Source organism: Paenibacillus profundus (assembly GCF_021369635.1).
GTDB lineage: Bacteria > Bacillota > Bacilli > Paenibacillales > Paenibacillaceae > Paenibacillus_B > Paenibacillus_B profundus.
In genome coordinates, this window is sequence record NZ_JAJNBZ010000019.1 from 70,138 (window position 1) to 90,056 (window position 19,919).

Sequence of the window (19,919 nt, forward strand, 5' to 3'; positions counted from 1 at the left end):
CTAATAGGGAGTGGATTCTATTAATCGGCAACTGGCTGGCATAGAATTTCTTCTTTAGCCCCTTTAGCTTTGCGTCACTAGATTTCCCTAGCTTTGCCTAGTAATACCTCAAAAGAAATGCATGCGCTTTCATTTTCGAACTTCACAGGTGGAAATAATGTTTTGACTATTCATTCTGTATGCAGAACGATGCCTGTTTGTATCGTTTAATATACAGTAAATTCTCGCTTATTTAATGGGACTTAAGAATTAATTGTGAAAGGTGGCACATAGTTCGATTTTATTATTCATTTGAAATGCCAGACATGATAAAACGGCTGTGATAAGGGAGTTCATTTTTATGCCAGATGCTTGGTGTTGTGTATCAGCCCAGTAACTGTGCCATTCTCTTTGCATTCCTTGTTATGCATTTTTACATATTTTAGGTGTGTAAAAGGATTTGAGTAATAGGTCATAGGAAGGAGGTGAGGATACAATATACACCATAAAATGGTGTGAATTAACTAGTGGTTTTGCTTTGTATACAAAGCGCATGCTTTCGAAGCAGGCTTTGCTTCGCTGAGCATCTAGGAGGTACTCCATGATGAACAAAACCATTTTAATAACTGGAGGCCGGGCTCTTGGGGAGGGGAGTTGAACAGGTAGTTGTTGGCTTATCATCAGCCGCAAGAAGTTCGCGTCTTTTTGCGCAATGAAGCGGTGCAAGCGGCAATGAAGCAGCAGTTCAACGACTCCAGATTGACATGGAACTACTGCGGCAAGGTTATGAACGGTATAGCGCATTTGAAAGCGAAGTTATCAACCTTGAGAGTGGATGATGATAGAGCTAATGCCATAGGTTTAATAGTGATATTTAAAATGATAGGTGATTACGGCTTCGATTAAACAAACCGAGTTTTTTTCTTTAATTTTCCCAACCTCTCAGGTTCACCGATCCAGCTCTAATCTTAGAGCCACAAGGGATACAGGTAGTTTGAGGATGGTAACTGTCTAATTTCATTTCGGTTGGGAAAATAATGGCGAAACCCGCGTCGCTGTAGTAGAATGAACGTATTCAATTTTTCGAAAAGCCTGATTTTTCTAGGGTTTGACCGTAACATGAGATGTATTGAAACAGCACTTCATTCTCTTTTCCGTCCACATAGACGTGAGTTTGACAGTAACATGAGATGTATTGAAACTTCGGCAGCGCGCGCCATACAAATGGCGTTGGGCTTGTTTGACTGTAATATGGGATATATTAAATAAGTTTCGAATAGCTCGCCGGGCTTACTAACCGTGAGGACGGATCCTTTACAGATGTGAAGAATTTTGAAGTCCTGTCTTCCCTTGGAAGGAAGCGACCGCGGATTCAAATCCCGCCATCTGTGCCATGTAGATGTAGATCATTTGGAGAGTACTCGCCTTGAAGCGAGAGGTAAAAGGTTCGAATCCATCCACAGGTGCCTATTATCGGGTCTTGGAAGTGCATGAACTCCCTGACCCGCATGTCACATTCCTCCTGTTGACCATCCGAAAGGGGGGGGGCTTTTTCCGTCCAAAACACCTCAAAACACCCCTGAAATAGCCTCTAAAATAGCGAAAATGGCTTGGTACGACTTTGGTGTATATGTATATATCTAAAATTACTGATTTTGACTAACTTTTATGTCTGTTTGTCTGTTGAACACTTATAGTGGTTACATAACAAAAAAGTCTTGATTTAAAAGCTTTGAATGCAACCACTATTTATCCATCGTACAGGTGCCTCTGATTATGATATATAGTTGAATGAGAGTGGCTTTGTATCTCGATTCACCAATGACCGTTAATTAATATTTTTACGGAGTCAACGAATCTGTAGCGAGTATATACGTAATTACATTGAAACGGTATATACTATTACAAAACCAACTACAATTCCAATTATCAGTTTTCGCTTAGAAGTGCTTTTATTATTTTTGTTCTGTTCTTTCATTACAACACCTCCATTAACTAAAATATTAAATAACGGGCAACTTTATGAGTCGCCCGTTATGTTTAAGAAGTGTCTAGAAGGTCATATAGCAAGTCAGATCTTTAGAGGTTATTTTTCCAATACCCTCAATAATGATGTACAGAGACAAAGTTCCAACGATGTTAGCATATCCACCTGTTTTCTCAGTGTTCACATGCACGGAAGCTCTGTCCTTGTTGTGTTCCCAACTATTACCGGGGGTGAATCCGTAAAGACCACTATCTGTTTTAGGTGTGCCAACAATTTTATCAGTTTTATTGCTAACTTCGCATATGACATACGCCTTCATCCATGAAACGCCCAAATCATTCCATGTCTTCTCATGTGTAACTGTCCGAGTCTCGTAGTCAGCGAGCGCTTTCACAGAGCTTGACTGATGTTCGACTGCGTTTTGTGTCGAAGAAGTCAAATCATTATAATAATTCAATAATGCCGCATATTCGTCAACAGAGTTTACTTTAACATATCCGTTTGCACTGGATGCATTACGTAATCCTTGCGTTCCCTGTGCAGGATTTGCTGTTGAGAAACCATTAGCTTGAGCTACCTCTTCATAGGAATTAAACTTTCCTGCAAACTTTGAGAAGTACTCGGTTAGGAACAATGTCATGCACTGATAACGATTGTGCAGCAGTTACAACCTTTGCAGGAGCAGCCTCTGCTGAAGCCGATAATGCATAAACATTAAACACCATAGCACAAGCAAGTACAATTTTCTATATTCCCTTTTTTAAGCGGACATTGCATCACGCTTTTTATGGAGAAATAGCTAATATGAAGTGATACATCATTTATTTTCTATTGATGAAATGAAGAGTATCTTCCGAATTCGATATAATACCATATATAACTAAATATAACAAGATCAAAGACATAAAATTCTCACTTGATTTCCTGAAATTTTAGTTAGCTTCACTCCTTTTCTGAAACTCCAAAAGATAAACATCCAATTCTTGACTCAATCTCACGACAGTTAAATCAGTGAAGCTCTTGTTATTATCTACTGCCTGTATCAATTGCAGCCGGATACTTTCAATTTTTTCGCTTAAGCAGTCATGCTTTTCATAACAATAGTAGAAAGGCTTAATTACTGGAACACCCTTTCGTATTTTATGACAGCGTAAATGGTTGGCGCGCTTCATCCATAAACTGTATCTTTCTTGATTGTACCAGAGGTTGGGTAATTATTGTTTTTATGTAATTAAATGAAACCTTTCTTTTGAAATACATTTATAGTAAATCAATAAAGGAGAAACCATTATCATGGTCTCTCCTTTATTGTCTCCGTTCTACTCTTTACAGAATCCCAATTGACGATTTTAGTATTTTCACAATTACCAAATATGATCATTAACAAATGTGGTAATAAAGTCTGATCCCCAAAGTGAAGCAGCCACAAGAATAATTCCAGCTAAAAACGAGTAATTAATTGACCGTTTGTTCATGTTCTTCCTCCTGTTCATTACATTGATTGTAAAGTATTTGGAGTTTTTTAAGATTAGCAATGCTCATTCCTTCATTACTGGTAATGTGTAAACTGACTACTAGATTGATGCACTCACGTTCCTTTTTAACTGCATTAACTCTAGAATATCTCAAAGCGCTTTTAAAAAAACAGTCTATTCCTTCTTCCGTACTTCCTAATGAAATATAATAATTCCCTTTTATTTCATAGTAATGTGCGACTTCCAGCTGCTTAAAAGGTGAGGTGTAAGGAATAGAAATTATTTTTTCTTCATAATTTAAAAGCTCTTCAATAGCCGAGAGATTATCATTTTGGAGATACAGCAGCATAAGCTGATTTATAATGTGCAGCAGTGAATTTTGTCCACAACTTTTCAAACATTCTTGAAGTTGTTCTATAGCCAAATCCACATTTCCTTTTTTAGCATACAAAACAGCGGTCGTTACTTTTACGTTGTCTTTAATAAACGGAAACGGAAACTCACTATATCTAATCATATACTCTTCGCACATGTCATATTTGCCCAAGAAATAATAAGAATCACAGATGATACCATGTGCTTCAGCGCTCAAAATACTTTTTGTTGGATCTTCGTCGATTACTTTCTCACATAAGGCGATACTTTCCTCAAAACAACATAAATTGTAAGCATGAACCCCAAGTCTATAATGTAAGTTAACGCGCTCTTCTACCGATAAACAATGAGCATATTTCAAAATGTATCTACCTTTTTGATAGGTACCGTTTAATTTACTGAAATCATTTCGTTCAATGAGATATTCTTGCATTAATCCTTTAGCGATATAAAACATAATTCCGTGGTCTCGTGAGTAATCAATGATGAGTTTATACAAAGATAATTTAATGGAGGTATCTTTTACGGAGTCTGTCGTTTGATACAGTTTTTCTACTAAATCTTCACTATTTTCCTTAGGTGATTCAAGGAATTTAGTCGCTATCTTAATAACTAACGAAGAGGGTATGGAAATTTCAAGTACTTTCAGTAAAATTGAATACATCACATTTGCTTTGTGTCCTATCTCGATATACAGTTCTACAATGTCGTCACAGGGAATGTCTAATGCAGTAGAGATGGAGAGAATCATTTGAAAATCGGGGCGTTTAACCTCACCATTTTCAATCCGAGACAGGCTACCCTTATCAATGCCCACCAGTTCCTGTAATTTGTTTAAACTGATGTCTTTTTTTTGGCGGTGATACTGTATTAGCTCCCCCAAGCTTTTAGGCTTCGCAGCAACGGTACTCACAACTTCACCTTCCTTTGTGATGCAAGTAATTGACCACCTATAATTTACCATGGATTTTACGAAAGGTAAACAATTCCTAACGAATTAACCATTTTGTTCAAATATTCAGTAAAATAAGCAATGTTGTCAATTGAGTGCTCTCTGCGTGGATTCCGAGGGAGTAATACTTCGTCTTATCAGTTATCCTCTTTGTCATATTGGCGTAACATAGCCAATCTATGATGGCTTTGTAAGCGCCCATGTACAAAGCGCATGCTTTCGAAGCGAGCTTTGCTTCGCTAAGCATTTAGGAGGAACATCATGATGAACAAAACCATTTTAATAACCGGAGGCACGGGCTCTTGGGGAAGAGAGCTGATTAGTCAACTGTTGGCTTATCATCATCCGCAAGAAATTCGCGTCTTTTCCCGCAATGAAGCGTTGCAAGTAGCAATGAACCAGCAGTTCAATGCCCAAGATTGACATTCATCATTGGAGATATCCGTGACAAGCAGGAAGTCGTCCAAGCTTGCCAAGGAGTTGATGTGCTCTATCATCTTGCCGCGTTGAAGCATGTGCCGATCTGTGAGAATCAGCCGGACGTCGCCTTGAAGACGAATGTAATCGGAACACAGCATGTCATTGAGGCAGCCATAGAGCACCGTGTCCAAAAGGTAATTTACGTGTCGACCGATAAAGCTTCCAATCCATCGAGTACATACGGGATTACGAAGGCTATCGGTGAAAAATTGATCATTCATGCAAATGCAAGAGATACGCAAACCCGTTTTGTCTGTGTGAGGAGCGGCAATGTTCTGGGATCCACCGGCAGCGTCATCCCGATCTTCAAGCATCAAATTCAGCATCAACTGGAGGTTGGAGTGACAGACATGCGGATGACGCGGTTTGTCCTGACGCTGGAAGATGCCGTTCGCATGCTGATCGTTGCAACAGAGAAGAGCAGAGGCGGCGAAACCTTCGTCATGAATATGCCGTCCTGCAAAATTGTAGATATCGCGCAAGTCATGATTGAACAATTCGGGACGGGAGACGTGCCAATCAAACAATTGGGCATGCGCCCCGGCGAAAGGCTCAATGAAACGTTAATTTCAGAAGTTGAAAGCGGCAGGTCCATCCATTTCGATGATCAATACTTTGTTATTTTGCCTGCCTTTCCTATCGAAGGACTTCAGGAGCATTATGCTAACTGCCCTCCGGTTTATTTTCAAAGCTATCATTCTGAAAGCTCGCTCATGACAAAAGATGAAGTCAGAAGGATGCTAAAAACGGGCGGTTCTTGGCATGAATAAAAGAATTATATTTACGGGCGGCGGCTCTGCCGGACATGTTGCAGTGAACCTTGTGCTCATTCCCAGATGTATACGGGAGGGATGGGACATTCATTATATCGGTTCGGAACACGGAATTGAAAGACAGCTTGTGGCTGAATTCGAACAAGTTCATTATCATGCCATCTCAACGGGGAAGCTGAGAAGATATTTCGATGGGGCTAATGTCACTGATGTGTTTAAGATTATTAGGGGCGTGTTTCAAACATGCTTTTTGATGAAAAAGCTGAAGCCCGATCTTGTTTTTTCTCAGGGCGGTTTTGTGGCGGTTCCGGTAATACTTGGGGCAAAAATGAACAAGGTTGCTGCGATCATTCATGAATCGGATGTTCATCCCGGGCTTGCCAACAAAATTTCACTGCCGTTTGCCGCAACCATGTGCACTACCTTTCCGGAAACGCGTAACTATGTTCGTTCGGGCAACACGATACATGTCGGAGCCATCGTAAAGGAGGCGCTGAAGACGGGCAAGCGTGAGCGCGGGCTCGCTTCCTGTCATTTCGGTGACAATCAGCCTGTGCTGCTCATTATGGGAGGGAGTCAGGGAGCGCAACGGATTAATACCCTAGTCAGGAGCGTGCTGAGGGAATTATTGGCGCACTTTCAAGTGATTCATATTTGCGGCAGAGGAAAAACGGATGCATCCATCGTAGATAAAGGTTATAAACAATTTGAATATGTGAGCGATGGCTTGCCTGATTTATTGGCAGCGGCCGATGTAGTCGTGTCGCGCGCAGGCTCGAATTCCATCCATGAATTGCTTGTGCTGCATAAGCCGATGCTGCTTATTCCACACGCAAGCGGCGGTGCCCGGACAGGCCAGATTCTGAATGCCGAGAACTTTCAACAGGCCGGGTACGCCAAAATGTTGCTTGAAGCGCATCTGACAGGCGGAAATTTTATGGAGAGCCTATTCGATGTCTACCAACATCGTGAAGCCTATATAAGGCAGATGAAATCAAGGGATGCCGAAGAGAATTCAGCCGTGGATACGATTATGGCGCTAATCAGAAAAACGGCAAAAAAGAACAACCCGTCATGAGGCATAATATTGAAAAGTGGTTGTTGGTTGCTTTTTTCGCTATAGTGATTATACTCTTCTTTTATGGGAAAACACGGCAGTGAACATCCAATTCTTATTACAAAAGGAGCCGATCGATGATGCAATTGCTTCAATTTGCCCAAGAAGATTGTCCCTTGCATCTTAAAGAGCAGATTATATGGCTAATGCGGCAGCAGTGGCCTCAAGCATTCGAAGGCAAGGGGAAGAATATAGACTGGCCAGAGAATCCGGCAACTCATCCAACATCTTTCGTATTGGTTGAGAGCGATATCGTAATTAGCCATGTTGCCGTTCCAGGCAAAAATATTACACATGGAGGACTCACGTATAAAGCGTTTGGGCTGAGCGAGGTCATGACCAATCCTCCTTACCGCCATCAAGGATTCGGTGTGAAGCTTGTAAAAGAAGCAGCTTCGTATATCGAAAAAAATGAACCGGATATCGGCATATTTACTTGTGAACCTTCTTTAGTTAACTTTTATACGCAAGGCGGATGGGAATATCAAAAAAACGTATGCCTTGTTGGCGGCACACGCAGCAAGCCTTTCCGCAGCGATTCTTTAGGGTTGTCTACCATGATGCGTTTTTTCTCGGATAAAGCGCAAAATAATCGTAGTGCTTTTGAGGAAACAGACGTTTATCTGGAGCTAGGTGAAGGGATGCTATGGTAGGTGGTGCCGGTGCAAGCCTCTCTGTGCAAGGTTTCTTGCGCAGGGAGGCTTTGTTGCGTAGCGGGATGTGCCGTTAGATTCAAATAGAGGAGAGAGAATGTTTTCTAAAAATGGTTGCGGACTTTTAAGTGCCTGTAAAATGTCCCGCGTGCGGGTATCGCCTTAAGGGCAAAGAAGCGGAGTGCCCTGACTGTGGCTTGGCGTTGCAATGAATGACGGGATGAATAGTGTATGAATAATAGAGGGATAAACGTTCTTGTCACATTGTGGCATATAATGCTACAATCAATAAATTGAATTACTAGTGTTTGTGGAAAATGAGAAGGGCTCAGTTGAGCCCGACTTCTATAAATTATGACTTTTTCTTGCTCTTATTTTTATCCTTGTCATCGCCCTGATCGTCTTCTTCTTCCTTGTCTTCCTTCTCTTCGTGGAATTCGACGGCGGAATGTCCAGTGATGTAGTCGAACGGCGTGTAGTTGCTGTCTGGAAGGCCTTTTCCGGCAATGATCTTAGAAGAGATGATGCCCAGGAGCACCAATATAGGGATAATCAAGGAGAATATCATTATCGCACCGACGTCCATCCGGATACATCCTTTCCTCTTTGTTTGTAGCTAGTACGAACTGGAATGTTAATGGTTTCAAAAAATAGAAGTAATTACTTAAGAAAAATGGTGAATTACAGATGACGCAGCAGGATGTAAAATATGGCATGTACACGATGTGCCTGGTGCAAGACGGCGATCGTGTGCTGTTGATCAATCGCCCCAATGAGCGCGGCTTTCCCGGTTATTTGGGACCTGGAGGGAAGGTGGATTTCCCGGAAAGCTTATCGGAAGGCGTTATTCGAGAAGTGTATGAAGAGACGGGGCTTCGGGTCAAAAACTTGATTTATAAAGGGCTGGACGAATATGTAGTCCCGCAAAAAAACTATCGGTACATGGTGTTCAACTATGTAGCAGATTCGTACGAGGGAGAACTGCTGGCCAATCCGCCGGAGGGCGAATTGCTCTGGGTGTCCATCGATGAAGCGATGGAGCTGCCGATGCAGCCTTGGTTCAGGAGACGGTTTCCCTTGTTCTTCGAACCAGGCACGTTTGAAATTTCGGTTGTGTGGGATGAGGATGCTAATGAGCCGATAGAGGAGAGCATTAAGTTACTAAAGTAGATAAACTATCAGGAGACGCTTCTATGCATGTTGTATTGTTCATTATTTCGATGCTATTCCTAAGTCTGCTTGTTTCGGATCCTAATCCGGAGCATGCAACCCTCCCGGCGGCTATTTCGATCGTTACATTCGTATTTTCTCTCTTGTTTTGGCGAGATCATCGATTGAATGACGAATTCTCCGACTGGATTGTCGAGAATCGGGAACGGTTGAAGCAAGACGGATTGATGTTCAACGGTATTCTTATCGATGACCAGACTGAATTTATTCAGTACGAAGTATGCATTTCGATCGCGTATATCAGTTACCGGGGCAAGACCGCTTATTATGTGAACGGGCATCATTTCACAACGGTTTATTCGTTGTTTTTTTCTATGTACTGCTTGATATTTGGATGGTGGGCCTTGCCGAAGGGACCTCTAAATACGATAAAGGCAGTCATGCATAATATACGAGTTCAGCCTCGGAAGCTTAATTCCGTGGTGAATGAGATCATCGTAAATCGTATGAAACCAAGTGCATGAAAGGATTCGAGAAACCAATGATGAAACGAAACTATTCGCGCCAGACAGGAACCAATGCAGATAAGACGTGCAACAGTCGGGCGATAGAGCGTGACTGCTTGGTTTTTGCGGCATAAACAGGTGATGGACAGATGCACAAATTATTGCTTTTCATATGTTTCCTCTTCCTGCTTGGATTAGGCAACAGCATATATCGGCAAGATATGAGCAATGCGATATTCCAGATCGTCATCGCATGTATACTATTTCTATTATATGTAGTCTTTCGCCGAAATGCCCGGAAAAAGGCTGATTTTGAAGGTTGGCTCCTGACTAATCGGGAACAATTCATGATGTCCTCCGAGCTCATTTATGATGGCATTCGGCTGGATAAGGATTCGGAACTCGTCCAGTATGAAGTTTGTTTTTCGTTCGGTCTTATTAGCTTGCGGAGCAAAACCCGCCATTACATCAAGGGCTACCACTATACGCCGCTCTTGAATTTGATGTTTACGGCGTACACGTTCCTCTTCGGCTGGTGGGCCTTGCCATTTGGCCCTTTTTATACGTTGCGCTCCATTGGATATAATCTATTTTCCAAGCCGAAGCTGCTGCACACGGTGGTAGGGGAACTGGCTGTGGCGCAGGCGGCGGAATCAAAGGATACATAGGTTGCAACACAGAAGCGAGCCGGGACTAGGCTCGTTTTTTGTTTGCGCGCAGGCGGGAATGGCAGCAGCCCCCTCCCTTGGAAACGGCAATATGGTGCAGGCCTCAGTAGAAGAGTCCTTTGTTCCATTCACCCTTACGGTCAGGAACGATTACGATGAGGTAAGGCGCATGCCGTTTTGTATAGATGCCATAGCGTATCTAAGCGGTCGATCTCCTGATGGAAGTTAACCAAAGCCATCTTTTGAGAGGGCATCTTCTGACAGAAGGGGAGAATGAAGCAGAGAAGCGGTTGAAGTGGATCCAAGAGGTGATAAATGATGGAGATTGAGGCATTTAAGACGCTAAGAGGAATAGGAAAAAAGTCGGTGAAAGCACAGATAGGCGGATTCTGTCCGGAGGATGGCAGACGTAGTTGGTTTGGCGGACACCGCGCTTCGGTTCAATCCCCTTAGGTCCCACCATCATACAGACGTAAACACGATCTCGTGGGTCGTGTTTTTTGATGTTGTACAGTTCCTTGCTTTAACATGTTCTTGGCGTCATGAGTGATTAGAGCAGATGCAATAATTGGGGACATCATTCTGCAGGTTGCCGTTTGGCAGCTAATAAAGTAGGCGAGAATCCGTTTCAACCCTGGTCTTATGCTCATACTCTAAATGGAATAGGGAGGGATGAAAGTATGGCAAGTAACGGATCGCTTTGCGGGCAGTTCTCAAACATTATCGGGGGCCAGTCCGGCTTCGCTGGGGGAAAGTGCGTATCGACAATAAACCGAGATCAAATAAGAGCAAAAATATTGGGAAAACAATTTACAGTTACGTCTTCTTTTTCATTCGAATCATTAAATAATAAATCTGGCAGAGCGCTATGTTTAGGTAGAGCAGCATTTTTACAAAACGAAGTCGATAAATTTACATCGGCCATTCGCAATCAAGGAATCAAAGTTACGTCTGTACACAACGAATGGCTATTCGAGCGCCCTCGTTTGATTTATATCAACATCGAAGCGGTTGAAAAACCGCTTGTTTTCGCAAGAAAAGTCAGGAGAGCGCTTGATGTTATTTAATTGAAGGGAATTCTGTAGATAAGATTGAAGTTTAAGGCTGGGAGGCAAAGGGATAAGGAGATTGAGTGCAGAGATTTATGGTGCAGGACCTCTGTTCAAGAGTCCTTAGCTCCATTCTCCCTTTCCGTCAGAAACGATTGCGAGGAGGTAAGGCGCATACTATACTGTATTTCAGGAACGATCCCCTGATGGTGATATTCGAGATGAGTGTGGGAGCGACCTCGATGCCGTATACATTCTGCAAGTGATCCTGAATTTCGCGGGTGCTTACGGTTATGAAGTGAAGTAGCTGCTCAAGAAGCACTCTATGGACCGCAAAAAAACGGGCAACCCAAGAATCAAGCCTCGGGCTGCCTTTTTGTCTTTTTGTTATAGGAATTTCTTCATTTCATTAAACGCTAACTCTCTATGGCCTGCTTGACAGTGTTGTTCACCACCTGTTTCTTTCGTGAATACTGTAGTTGTAATTGAAGCAGCATTCATTAATTCTTGTTGAATTTGTGGCAGCCGGCTAATAGGCACGTATTGATCATCTTCTCCAGCTAATAAAAGAACATCTTGATTAATGAATGGTCCAATTCCGTGCATCGTGTGTTTTTCAAAATTTTTAATGAGATCAAAAGGCGTCGATTCACCGGTGTTTTCCATTCCTTTTGTAATTTTCCAGCTTAAATCAATATTGTTAGCCATCATATTTTCAAATAAAGAATTAACTTTATCTGCTTCATTACCATCAACTAGCTGCATAATACCATTATATGTTTCATCTGGCATACGATTTTTTAATGCATCTAGACCACAATAGAAAATGTTAAAGGCAACTACTTTATCTATTCTCTTTTCGAATGCCGCAGCACGCATAGCTAAATATCCTCCCCAAGAAGCGCCTACGATGCTTACACGATCTAACTTGAAATAATCAATCACCGATGATATTGGTTTTTCCCAGTTGTGAATGAATTTGAGACCGTTTTTTAATGCAGTTCCTTGGCCTGGACCATCAAATACAATAATATTGTAATCAATTCCTTTCATAAATTTCATCATTTTAAGCATCTCTTCCATGTAAGAATCATAACCGCCAAAGACCAGTAATGTTTTTTTAGCCCCAGGTGTCAATAATTTTACAGCAGGAAGGTAGGAGTCTTCATAGGGAATCTTGTAGGATTCATAATCAAAATCATGAAAGCCCTTATAGAAGGTTTCTCTATATTTTTGATACATTTTTTCTTTATTTGGGTCTGCAGGCGCAAGGTAAAATTCTGCAGCTTGATAGTAGACCGAGGCTAAGTCATAGTCCTTGCTCTCTTCGCGTTTCTTGGCAAAATCCAGCCAAGCTTCATACCAGCTATTTGCATCATTTAATCTCGGAATAATGGTTTCCAAGTCAGCATTTGCTCTATCATCTTCTTGATAATAATCATTTATGAAACGATTAATTTGAAGATTGAATTGTTCATTATTTACATATTGCTTAAACATATTTATCCCTCCTGTAGTTGAGTATGTAGTTATTCTAAAGCATAGAAAAAGAGCGATTGAACGGGGACTAATTGAATTACTCAAACAAGCTGACTTTAAAGATATTACGATCAAAAAAATTTGTGATCATTGTAACATGTAGCAGAATTATATGCCGCTAACTCAATGGTGTTTCTGAATTGGGTTTTAAAAAACGAAAAAGATGCGAATATACTTCTTCTTGCAAATCAAATGCAAGAATATATTTTTACACAGTTAAAGTCTAGCTTGTATAAAGGTTAAATGAATATTTCCCCGCAATCATCTTGTTCGTATCGTTAACGAGATGGTGAACCGACTGGACGACCAACTGTTTGCTGCCGCTTATCCTGGCGGAGGTCGTCATAGTTACCATCCCAAAATGCTCACCAAGGTCATCCTTTACGCCTACACCCAGCGCGTCTACTCTTCCCGTTTAAGAGGTTTGTTCTTTTTCCTGCTTGGGCAGAAGCTAGAATTTATACAAAGCCTCAAAAATGCATTTAACATTCTTTGGCTGTGATTGATCGTGGTGACACGGTTGGTCTCAGGAGGAAATTTTTTTCTGGTATTTTGAATTTTGCGAATAGTTAGCGTTATATTTCAGTATCGTTTCCCTCGATAAAAAAATGAATCGCCTTGTCCTTTTTGAGGAGGACAGGGCGATTTGGTTAGCCGCTGAATGCCTTGCCGAAAGGCGGTCAGTCCATAAGTAAGCAAATTATTGAACCGCCTTTAGGGACTTGACCTCCGATTCAGATAGGCCGCTAGCTTTGGCAACGACTGCCGTCTCGATTCCCAACGCTAGCATGTTCTTAGCGATTTCAATTGCTTTATTTCGCTCACCTTGTTCTCTTGCCCATTCAATCATAGAAGCCTCATCATGCAAATACTTCTGTCGTTCCTCATACAATCGGCGGGCCTCACGATCCTGACTTAAGAATTCCAGCGTATCCATCGCTTTCTTCAATGTCGGTTCATTCATCTTCAGCACCTCCCAATTCGATTTGTCGGCACCCTTCAGAAACAGAAGCCAATTGATTAAGCCGCTCTCAACCGGAACGGATTGGTCGTCCAGCTTGGATAGTTCCATGAAATGCACTTCGATATCATCGGTTAATTCAAAGCCAGTGTGGTCTTCCCGCAGATGGAACACGTTGTGGTAACGGTCATTAGGCAGGAACGAATAGTTCAAGATATTGATGGTGACACACTTCTTCAGCTCCTTGTAGGTTTGCCCTTCCTGCAACTGGCTGGAGTAGCGTTTGCTCCAATAATAAAGGGTACGCTTTTCAATATCGTATTTATTAAACAACTGCATCTCGACGTTAATCAGCTTGCCTTCCGCAGTCTTGCCCCAAATGTCGAAGATGGACTGCTTATCCAGCGGAGCATCCTTATCCGTGTATGGATTTAGAAGAACGATTTCCGTTAGCGGTGGCTCGCCCGACTCCGCGAAGGTTCGATTTAAGAAAGTGAGTAGCACGTCTTTATTTTCTTCACTGCCGAAAATTCGCTTAAACACGAAATCATTCCGGGGATCGAGCAAATCTGTCATCCGATAATCAACTCCATTTCTTATCATTATAGCATGCCCTGCGTACGTTTTTGTAGCTTGCGGCCGACTCTTTTAGCACATTCCCCGTTATCAAAAAGTGTCCGATCAATCAATGTAATGGTTGGGTGCTGGAATTCGAATTGAATGCCGCAGGCAGGAAGCATATGACGTTAAATCGGGACTCTTTCTTATATCTGTGCTAATGTAGTTTTTAGAGAAATGTATGACTTTGATGCGTTAAAAATAATTTAGTGCAAGCTGCCGCCCACCGCCTATACTATTGGCGTAATTTACAGTTTTCTTTCATCTAGCCCTTTGATCGGGCTGCATTATTAAGTAAAATATGGAATAGAGGCTGGGGAATAGGAGGCAATGATGAAAAAAACGACGTGGTTAGCCGTAATCTTCTTACTTACGAATGTAGGTTGGGGCATACTCTATGCTTATCAGCAGGGACAACAGGGAGTACGCGACAACAAAGGGACAGACATCTATACTTTAGCAGGAAGCGGTATCAATTGGCGGGTGGACAACTATCGAATTGTAGTGACTCCCGATAACATACAACGGGGCAATGCCAGCTTGGTTTATTTGGGATCGGCAGACGATGTTGCCGACAGTGACTATTATTCGGTGACTTTTTTTGAACAGGATGTGAAGTTCGGAGCTGAACCTGTGTTGAGTAAAAAGGCCCGTGCAGAGGGCGGTCCAGTGAATATACTGGTCAATGTGAACAAGATAGGGACTATTACGGGGCCTTATGAGTACGGTGAAATAGCGAAGACGAAACAAGATTATGAGAACACCTACGTTGAAATGATCTGGAAGGATAATGACGGAAAGAAAAACAAGGAAACCATTCAACTGCAGCTCGTTGATCATCTTGATGTGAGCCGTATCGGAGCAGAAGCGGAGTAGACTGCTGATGTTTACCAATGGATCTGACTTCGACTGCATAGATATAATATTGCATACAAGAGGTGAACAATGATGGAGATTGAGGCATTTAAGAAGCTGAAAGAAATAGGGAAGAAACCGGTTAAGGCACAGATTGGTGGATTCCGTCCAGAAGATGGCAGACGGAGCTGGTTTGGCGGACACTTTTACATAGATGCAGAAGCGGGATGGCCTACCGATACGGATGGTCATATGATTCCCGTATTGCAAGCGTATGTACCTGAAATACCAGGCGGCATCGAAGGCGTGGGCCATTCCAGTATGATCCAAGTGTTTCTGAATAAGAAGCAGCTGCCACTGGAGCCCGCGAAGAACGGAGACGGATGGAAACTTATCGAGCATCCATCTGTGGATGGATTGCAGTTGGTTGACACGCCGGAAGAAGTGAGAGGATTAAGAGAATTTCAGATTAAATGGCACTTATCCGAAGAAAATGATTATCCGTGCTGGGAAGAGGCATGGGACTATGTTGATTTGACGCAGGTTAATGAGGACGACGAATGGAGTGACCAATTTTTTGATGAGTTCACGCGCTATACTTTTACTAAAATCGGGGGTTATCCGTCCTACATCCAATCCCCGATCTCGATGGAAGACTGCCAATTCGTCATGCAGTTCGCATCTGAGGAGAAGCCGCGCTTCATGATCGGTGACAATGGCAATCTGTATTTTTACAGATCGCGTGCCGACGGCGAGTGGTATATGTACTGGGATTGTTATTAAGGATGAAGATGGATTTATTGGATTTCATGGTTCATTATTTATGTAAAGAGAGGGTGGTTATGCTGAGATCTCAAGCTATCATCGTGAGAAATAATAATCAGATTCTGATGGTTAGGCAGCGTACGGATCGCGGGAAATTGGTATGGAGTTATCCCGGCGGAGGTATCGAGCAAGGAGAGACGCCTGAAGAAGCGTGTATTCGCGAAGTCAAGGAAGAAACGGGATACGAGATTACACTCCACGGGCGAATGAGCGAGATTAAACATAAGCATACGTATCGGGCAGAAATCATCGGCGGCACTTTATCATTAGATAAGACAAAGCCATACAATCAAGAAATCGTAGAGGTTGACTGGATTGACCTACAGGATGAAGACAAGTTCGATTCCATAACGAAGCCAATCCGCGACATCGTGGTGCAACACTTGGCGAAAGAATAGCGAACGAAGACTGGTTAATGTACAAGTTGTTTCATTAAAATGAACTTGTGGGAGGACATGATGGCTCAAGAGAATACGTTCCGATTATTTCACGTCATCTCGGTATGTCGCATGGTAAACCACTATCTTCCGAAAGTGAAAATTAGCTTGGAACAATTGAAACATGAAGAAATTTGGAAGCAGGATTCCGAAAATGCTGCCAGTATCGGTGGCATCGTCTTACATATCATGGAGCATGTAAAGCGCAATACGCTCCGATTGATCGAGGTTAACGCCACGTTCGAGCAGGGGATCGAGGACTATTTCCCATACCCTCATCTTGATAAACAACGCATGCTGCAACAATTAGACAACGCTTTCGCAGAATGGAAGCATGCAATGGATACTACGGCACAAGAGAAGATAGACATGTATAACGTTTATCATTTGGTTGAACATACCGGTTACCATGTAGGACAAATTTTCGATAGAGCACAGCGAATGACCGGATGCCGATTCCAATTCGTACAAAATGGAATTAATGAAAAGGCGCTGCGAGAGTCCGTTGAGGAAGAGATGCGGAATACGACATAAGGTAGGGCGGGGAACATTATGTTCTATTAAGTGGGTCCTGTTCGTTTTGGAATTATGTACAAAATTTTCTCGTGATAAAGTCAGGGAGCGATCCGACCAAATTCCATCATCCAATCAATCTAACGCTTGGGATTCCAAGCGGTTTTTTTTATGGGAGACAAAACTCCGATTTTTGGCAGTAGTCGCACGTACAATAGGGATTTTAAAGTTTTTTGCTAAATTTCGGCTGTTTGCGAATAGTTCAGGGCACACTGTTGCTTGATCCATCGAAAAAAGACCTCCACCTGTGGTATTATCCCCTTTAAGTAGACACTCAAAAAAAGGAAAGGGTATCGATATGCGTTATCATTATGAGTTTATCGAGCATCAAGAAGACTTGCCGATTCGGCTGTTCGTCAATAGCGTTGCACATATTCCTTTTCATTGGCATAAGGAAATTGAAATTATTTATGTGTTGCAGGGCACCATCACCATCTATTTGGATCAGCGTCCGTACACATTGAAGCAGGACGATATTATCGTCGTGAACAGCATGTCCATCCACCAGATCGAGCGCACAAGCCAAGACAATGTATTGCTGACTCTCCAGTTTAATCCAGACCTTCTGGATAATCATACATTCGTCGAGTGCAACTCATTGAACCAGACGCCCGACGACCGCGGCCGTTATGATCGGATTCGCCGATGTCTTGCGGAATTGGCATGGGAGGCAAGCAAGAAGGCGCCAGGCTGCCGCCATTATTCAATGGGCGTGCTTCAGCTGTTAGCTGGCCATCTGCTGCGTTATTTCTCGACTGGCATGAACGAAGCGTCTCTAGAGAATAACAAGGCATACGATTACAAACGGCTCAATCGTGTGCTGCAATTCGTCGATCGTAATTATGGCCAGAAAATAACGCTGCAAACAATCGCCGATGAGGAGCATCTAAGCTTGCATTACTTCTCCCATTTCTTTAGCGATAAAATCGGCATCCCATTTCAGAAATATTTGACTTCGGTCCGTTTGGAGAAGGCGGTAGCCGAGTTAACGGAGTCCGACAAAAGCATAACGCAAATCGCCTTGGACTGCGGTTTTGCGAACGTGAAGCTATTCAACAAATATTTCAAAGAGAAGTATGATTGCACGCCAAGCGCTTTTCGAGATGCCGCAATAACTGAGACGCCGATCAGTCCGGCGAGGAAGCCGCTCACTTATGCTGAATCGTCAAGCGGCGATTATTATGAAACCGATACGATACAAGCGATGGAATCGTTATACCGTTATTTGGAGCGATCTGAAGAGGACACGGCTGGCTTTGACAGAAGGAGTATCGTTCATGACCGGATTGATATTCGAATACACGCAGACCATTCAGGTCTTCCTTATGAGCCGCATTGGAATCGGGTGACAACCGCCGGCAGAGCCGCTGAAGGGCTCCGAGCGGATTGGCAGGAGCAATTGCTGGATCTGCAGCGAAGGCTTGCTTTCACCCATATCCGATTCCATGGCATATTCAATGACGAGATGATGGTATATAGCGAAACGGAGGACGGCCAGCCCATCTATAACTGGTCATATGTAGACAAGCTGTATGATTTCTTGTTGCAGGCGGGGTTGCACCCATTCGTGGAACTGGGCTTCATGCCGACGCCGCTGCGCCGCTCGAACGAGACTATTTTTTGGTGGAAGGGCAATATTTCCCCGCCGGCTATCCAGAGCAAGTGGGATGCGCTTGTGCGCGAATTTGTTCGTTATTGCCTGAATCGGTACGGATTGGATGAAGTGAAGAAGTGGTATTTCGAAGTATGGAACGAACCTGATCTGGCAGGCGTCTGCTGGGCAGGCACGAAGGAGCAGTATTTTGAATTTTACAACTCCACCGCGCGTACGATCAAGTCGGTTTCTGCCGAACTGCGTGTAGGCGGGCCTGCGCTCGGCTACGGCTCGCTGTGGAATGACAGCTGGGCGAAGGATTTTATGGCTTATTGCCGTGACGGGAATGTGCCGATCGACTTTTTTTCGTTTCATGTGTACTCGGAATATCCGAATCTGAAGGAAGAGGCCAACAGGCTGACGAAGATCATGCCGCCATCCTTCTACCTTGATAGTGTAGAGCGGCTAAGAGCTCAAATAGGTAAGAACGAAGCGCCGGGCCTTGAGCTGCATATGACAGAGTGGAACTTCTCCCTCTATGACCGCAATTTGATTCACGATACGATGTTTATGGGGCCCTTCGTCATTCATCATGCGCTCCGAACGATAGGGACGCTGACGTCAATCGCATTCTGGTCGTTCACTGACGTTTTCGAAGAAAGCCAAGTCCCTCAGCCGCTGTTCTACGGCGGGTTCGGCTTAATGAATCGCAACGGCTTAAAGAAGCCGAGCTTTTATGCATTCGAGCTGCTGGCCAAGCTGGGAAAGAGACTTGTCGCTCGTGGGGACGGCTATATCGTAACGAGCCGGAATGATGGGAGCCTGCAGCTATTAATGTACCATTACACGCATGTGGATCAGCTCTTCGCAAGCGGCGATTGGTCGGGGTTGACGGAAACGAGTCGGTACACCATATTTGAGGAGAGAGGAAACAGAGCGTATCATCTTAAGCTGGATGGCTTAAAGGGCAATTATAAACTGACGAGCTACCGGCTTGATCGCGAGCATGGCTCTGTGTTCGACGAATGGATTCGATTGGGTAAGCCGGCTTGCCCGTCGGAGGAAGAAATAGCGTATTTACGAAATAAAAGCGGCCCCGAATTGCGGACGGAACAGTTGACCGATGCGCAAAGCTATAAGCAGACCTTTATTATTCCGTCTCATGGCGTCCTGTTGATTACACTGGATAAACAATTTTGATTGTACTTTATATACCACGCGAAGGATGAAGCACCTCTAACAGCCAAGAGGTGTTTTTTGCTGTATACGTTACTTCACGGAGGCCAATCTATATGGAAGGGGCTTCGATAAGACAAAAAGTGAACCAACATGC

General features: G+C 43.2%; 19 protein-coding genes, 1 tRNA gene, 2 pseudogenes and 1 riboswitch. Of the genes and pseudogenes, 16 read left to right on the top strand and 6 right to left on the bottom strand.

Annotated features, from left to right (window positions below; translation table 11 throughout):
- Positions 1-23: 23 nt before the first annotated feature.
- A riboswitch (cyclic di-GMP riboswitch) is annotated at positions 24-108 on the bottom strand.
- 537 nt (positions 109-645) lie between these two features.
- A complete protein-coding gene (locus LQV63_RS20170) occupies positions 646-885 on the top strand; it encodes a hypothetical protein (RefSeq protein ID WP_233698056.1) in 240 nt (79 codons plus the stop codon).
- A gap of 410 nt (positions 886-1,295) precedes the next feature.
- Positions 1,296-1,373: transfer RNA gene (locus LQV63_RS20175), tRNA-Pro, on the top strand.
- Between the two features lie 657 nt (positions 1,374-2,030).
- Here the strand turns inward: LQV63_RS20175 and LQV63_RS20180 are convergent.
- The 3 genes from LQV63_RS20180 to LQV63_RS20190 form a co-directional block, all read right to left on the bottom strand.
- Positions 2,031-2,606 (bottom strand): hypothetical protein, encoded by a 576-nt coding sequence (locus LQV63_RS20180; protein ID WP_233698057.1) that lies wholly within the window; start codon positions 2,604-2,606, stop codon positions 2,031-2,033.
- A gap of 292 nt (positions 2,607-2,898) precedes the next feature.
- Positions 2,899-3,138 (bottom strand): aspartyl-phosphate phosphatase Spo0E family protein, encoded by a 240-nt coding sequence (locus LQV63_RS20185; protein WP_233698058.1) that lies wholly within the window; start codon positions 3,136-3,138, stop codon positions 2,899-2,901.
- A 283-nt stretch (positions 3,139-3,421) separates the two neighbouring features.
- Positions 3,422-4,729, bottom strand: coding sequence for a helix-turn-helix domain-containing protein (locus LQV63_RS20190; RefSeq protein WP_233698059.1), 1,308 nt, complete (start codon positions 4,727-4,729; stop codon positions 3,422-3,424).
- Positions 4,730-5,029: 300 nt separating this feature from the next.
- Between LQV63_RS20190 and LQV63_RS20195 the strand changes: the two are divergent.
- From LQV63_RS20195 to LQV63_RS20205, 3 genes and pseudogenes are all read left to right on the top strand, one after another.
- Positions 5,030-6,018 (top strand): annotated as a pseudogene (locus LQV63_RS20195) (polysaccharide biosynthesis protein).
- A complete protein-coding gene (locus tag LQV63_RS20200; RefSeq protein ID WP_233698060.1) occupies positions 6,011-7,099 on the top strand; it encodes an undecaprenyldiphospho-muramoylpentapeptide beta-N-acetylglucosaminyltransferase in 1,089 nt (362 codons plus the stop codon). The pseudogene LQV63_RS20195 and the gene LQV63_RS20200 overlap by 8 nt, the downstream one beginning before the upstream one ends.
- 116 nt (positions 7,100-7,215) lie before the next feature.
- Positions 7,216-7,791: a GNAT family N-acetyltransferase gene (locus tag LQV63_RS20205; protein WP_019420597.1), complete on the top strand. Its 576-nt coding sequence runs from the start codon at positions 7,216-7,218 to the stop codon at positions 7,789-7,791.
- A 352-nt stretch (positions 7,792-8,143) separates the two neighbouring features.
- Here the strand turns inward: LQV63_RS20205 and LQV63_RS20210 are convergent, their stop codons facing one another.
- Entirely contained in the window at positions 8,144-8,377 is a 234-nt protein-coding gene (locus tag LQV63_RS20210) for a DUF3951 domain-containing protein (protein ID WP_019420596.1), read from the bottom strand.
- A 101-nt stretch (positions 8,378-8,478) separates the two neighbouring features.
- Between LQV63_RS20210 and LQV63_RS20215 the strand changes: the two genes are divergently transcribed.
- The 5 genes from LQV63_RS20215 to LQV63_RS20235 all read left to right on the top strand — a co-directional run bounded on the left by LQV63_RS20215 (position 8,479) and on the right by LQV63_RS20235 (position 11,202).
- Entirely contained in the window at positions 8,479-8,961 is a 483-nt protein-coding gene (locus tag LQV63_RS20215; protein ID WP_019420595.1) for an 8-oxo-dGTP diphosphatase, read from the top strand.
- A gap of 23 nt (positions 8,962-8,984) precedes the next feature.
- Entirely contained in the window at positions 8,985-9,485 is a 501-nt protein-coding gene (locus tag LQV63_RS20220) for a hypothetical protein (protein WP_233698061.1), read from the top strand.
- Between the two features lie 131 nt (positions 9,486-9,616).
- The gene (locus LQV63_RS20225; RefSeq protein WP_233698062.1) at positions 9,617-10,135 is read left to right on the top strand and encodes a hypothetical protein; all 519 of its coding nucleotides are present in this window, start codon (positions 9,617-9,619) and stop codon (positions 10,133-10,135) included.
- Positions 10,136-10,450: 315 nt separating this feature from the next.
- On the top strand, positions 10,451-10,588 hold the full coding sequence (locus tag LQV63_RS20230) for a hypothetical protein (RefSeq protein ID WP_233698063.1): 138 nt from the start codon (positions 10,451-10,453) through the stop codon (positions 10,586-10,588).
- A gap of 227 nt (positions 10,589-10,815) precedes the next feature.
- Positions 10,816-11,202, top strand: a complete 387-nt coding sequence (locus LQV63_RS20235; RefSeq protein ID WP_233698064.1) for a DUF1259 domain-containing protein — start codon at positions 10,816-10,818, stop codon at positions 11,200-11,202.
- A 369-nt stretch (positions 11,203-11,571) separates the two neighbouring features.
- Here the strand turns inward: LQV63_RS20235 and LQV63_RS20240 are convergent, their stop codons facing one another.
- Positions 11,572-12,684: an alpha/beta fold hydrolase gene (locus tag LQV63_RS20240; RefSeq protein ID WP_233698065.1), complete on the bottom strand. Its 1,113-nt coding sequence runs from the start codon at positions 12,682-12,684 to the stop codon at positions 11,572-11,574.
- A gap of 286 nt (positions 12,685-12,970) precedes the next feature.
- On the opposite strand from LQV63_RS20240, the pseudogene LQV63_RS32355 reads away from it, so the two are divergent.
- A pseudogene (locus LQV63_RS32355) lies at positions 12,971-13,138 on the top strand (IS1182 family transposase); the annotation flags it as partial.
- Positions 13,139-13,423: 285 nt separating this feature from the next.
- Here LQV63_RS32355 and LQV63_RS20245 read toward each other — a convergent pair.
- Positions 13,424-14,260 (bottom strand): Rpn family recombination-promoting nuclease/putative transposase, encoded by an 837-nt coding sequence (locus LQV63_RS20245; RefSeq protein WP_233698095.1) that lies wholly within the window; start codon positions 14,258-14,260, stop codon positions 13,424-13,426.
- Positions 14,261-14,632: 372 nt separating this feature from the next.
- On the opposite strand from LQV63_RS20245, the gene LQV63_RS20250 reads away from it, so the two are divergent.
- The 5 genes from LQV63_RS20250 to LQV63_RS20270 all read left to right on the top strand — a co-directional run bounded on the left by LQV63_RS20250 (position 14,633) and on the right by LQV63_RS20270 (position 19,786).
- Complete coding sequence (locus LQV63_RS20250) at positions 14,633-15,178, top strand: hypothetical protein (RefSeq protein ID WP_233698066.1); 546 nt, start codon at positions 14,633-14,635, stop codon at positions 15,176-15,178.
- A gap of 69 nt (positions 15,179-15,247) precedes the next feature.
- On the top strand, positions 15,248-15,940 hold the full coding sequence (locus tag LQV63_RS20255; RefSeq protein ID WP_233698067.1) for a DUF1963 domain-containing protein: 693 nt from the start codon (positions 15,248-15,250) through the stop codon (positions 15,938-15,940).
- A 59-nt stretch (positions 15,941-15,999) separates the two neighbouring features.
- Positions 16,000-16,380: an NUDIX hydrolase gene (locus LQV63_RS20260; RefSeq protein ID WP_019420584.1), complete on the top strand. Its 381-nt coding sequence runs from the start codon at positions 16,000-16,002 to the stop codon at positions 16,378-16,380.
- A 57-nt stretch (positions 16,381-16,437) separates the two neighbouring features.
- Positions 16,438-16,953 carry a DinB family protein gene (locus LQV63_RS20265; protein ID WP_233698068.1) on the top strand — a complete coding sequence of 172 codons (516 nt, stop codon included), beginning with the start codon at positions 16,438-16,440 and terminating at the stop codon, positions 16,951-16,953.
- Positions 16,954-17,290: 337 nt separating this feature from the next.
- A complete protein-coding gene (locus tag LQV63_RS20270; protein WP_233698069.1) occupies positions 17,291-19,786 on the top strand; it encodes a GH39 family glycosyl hydrolase in 2,496 nt (831 codons plus the stop codon).
- The last annotated feature ends 133 nt before the right edge of the window (positions 19,787-19,919 follow it).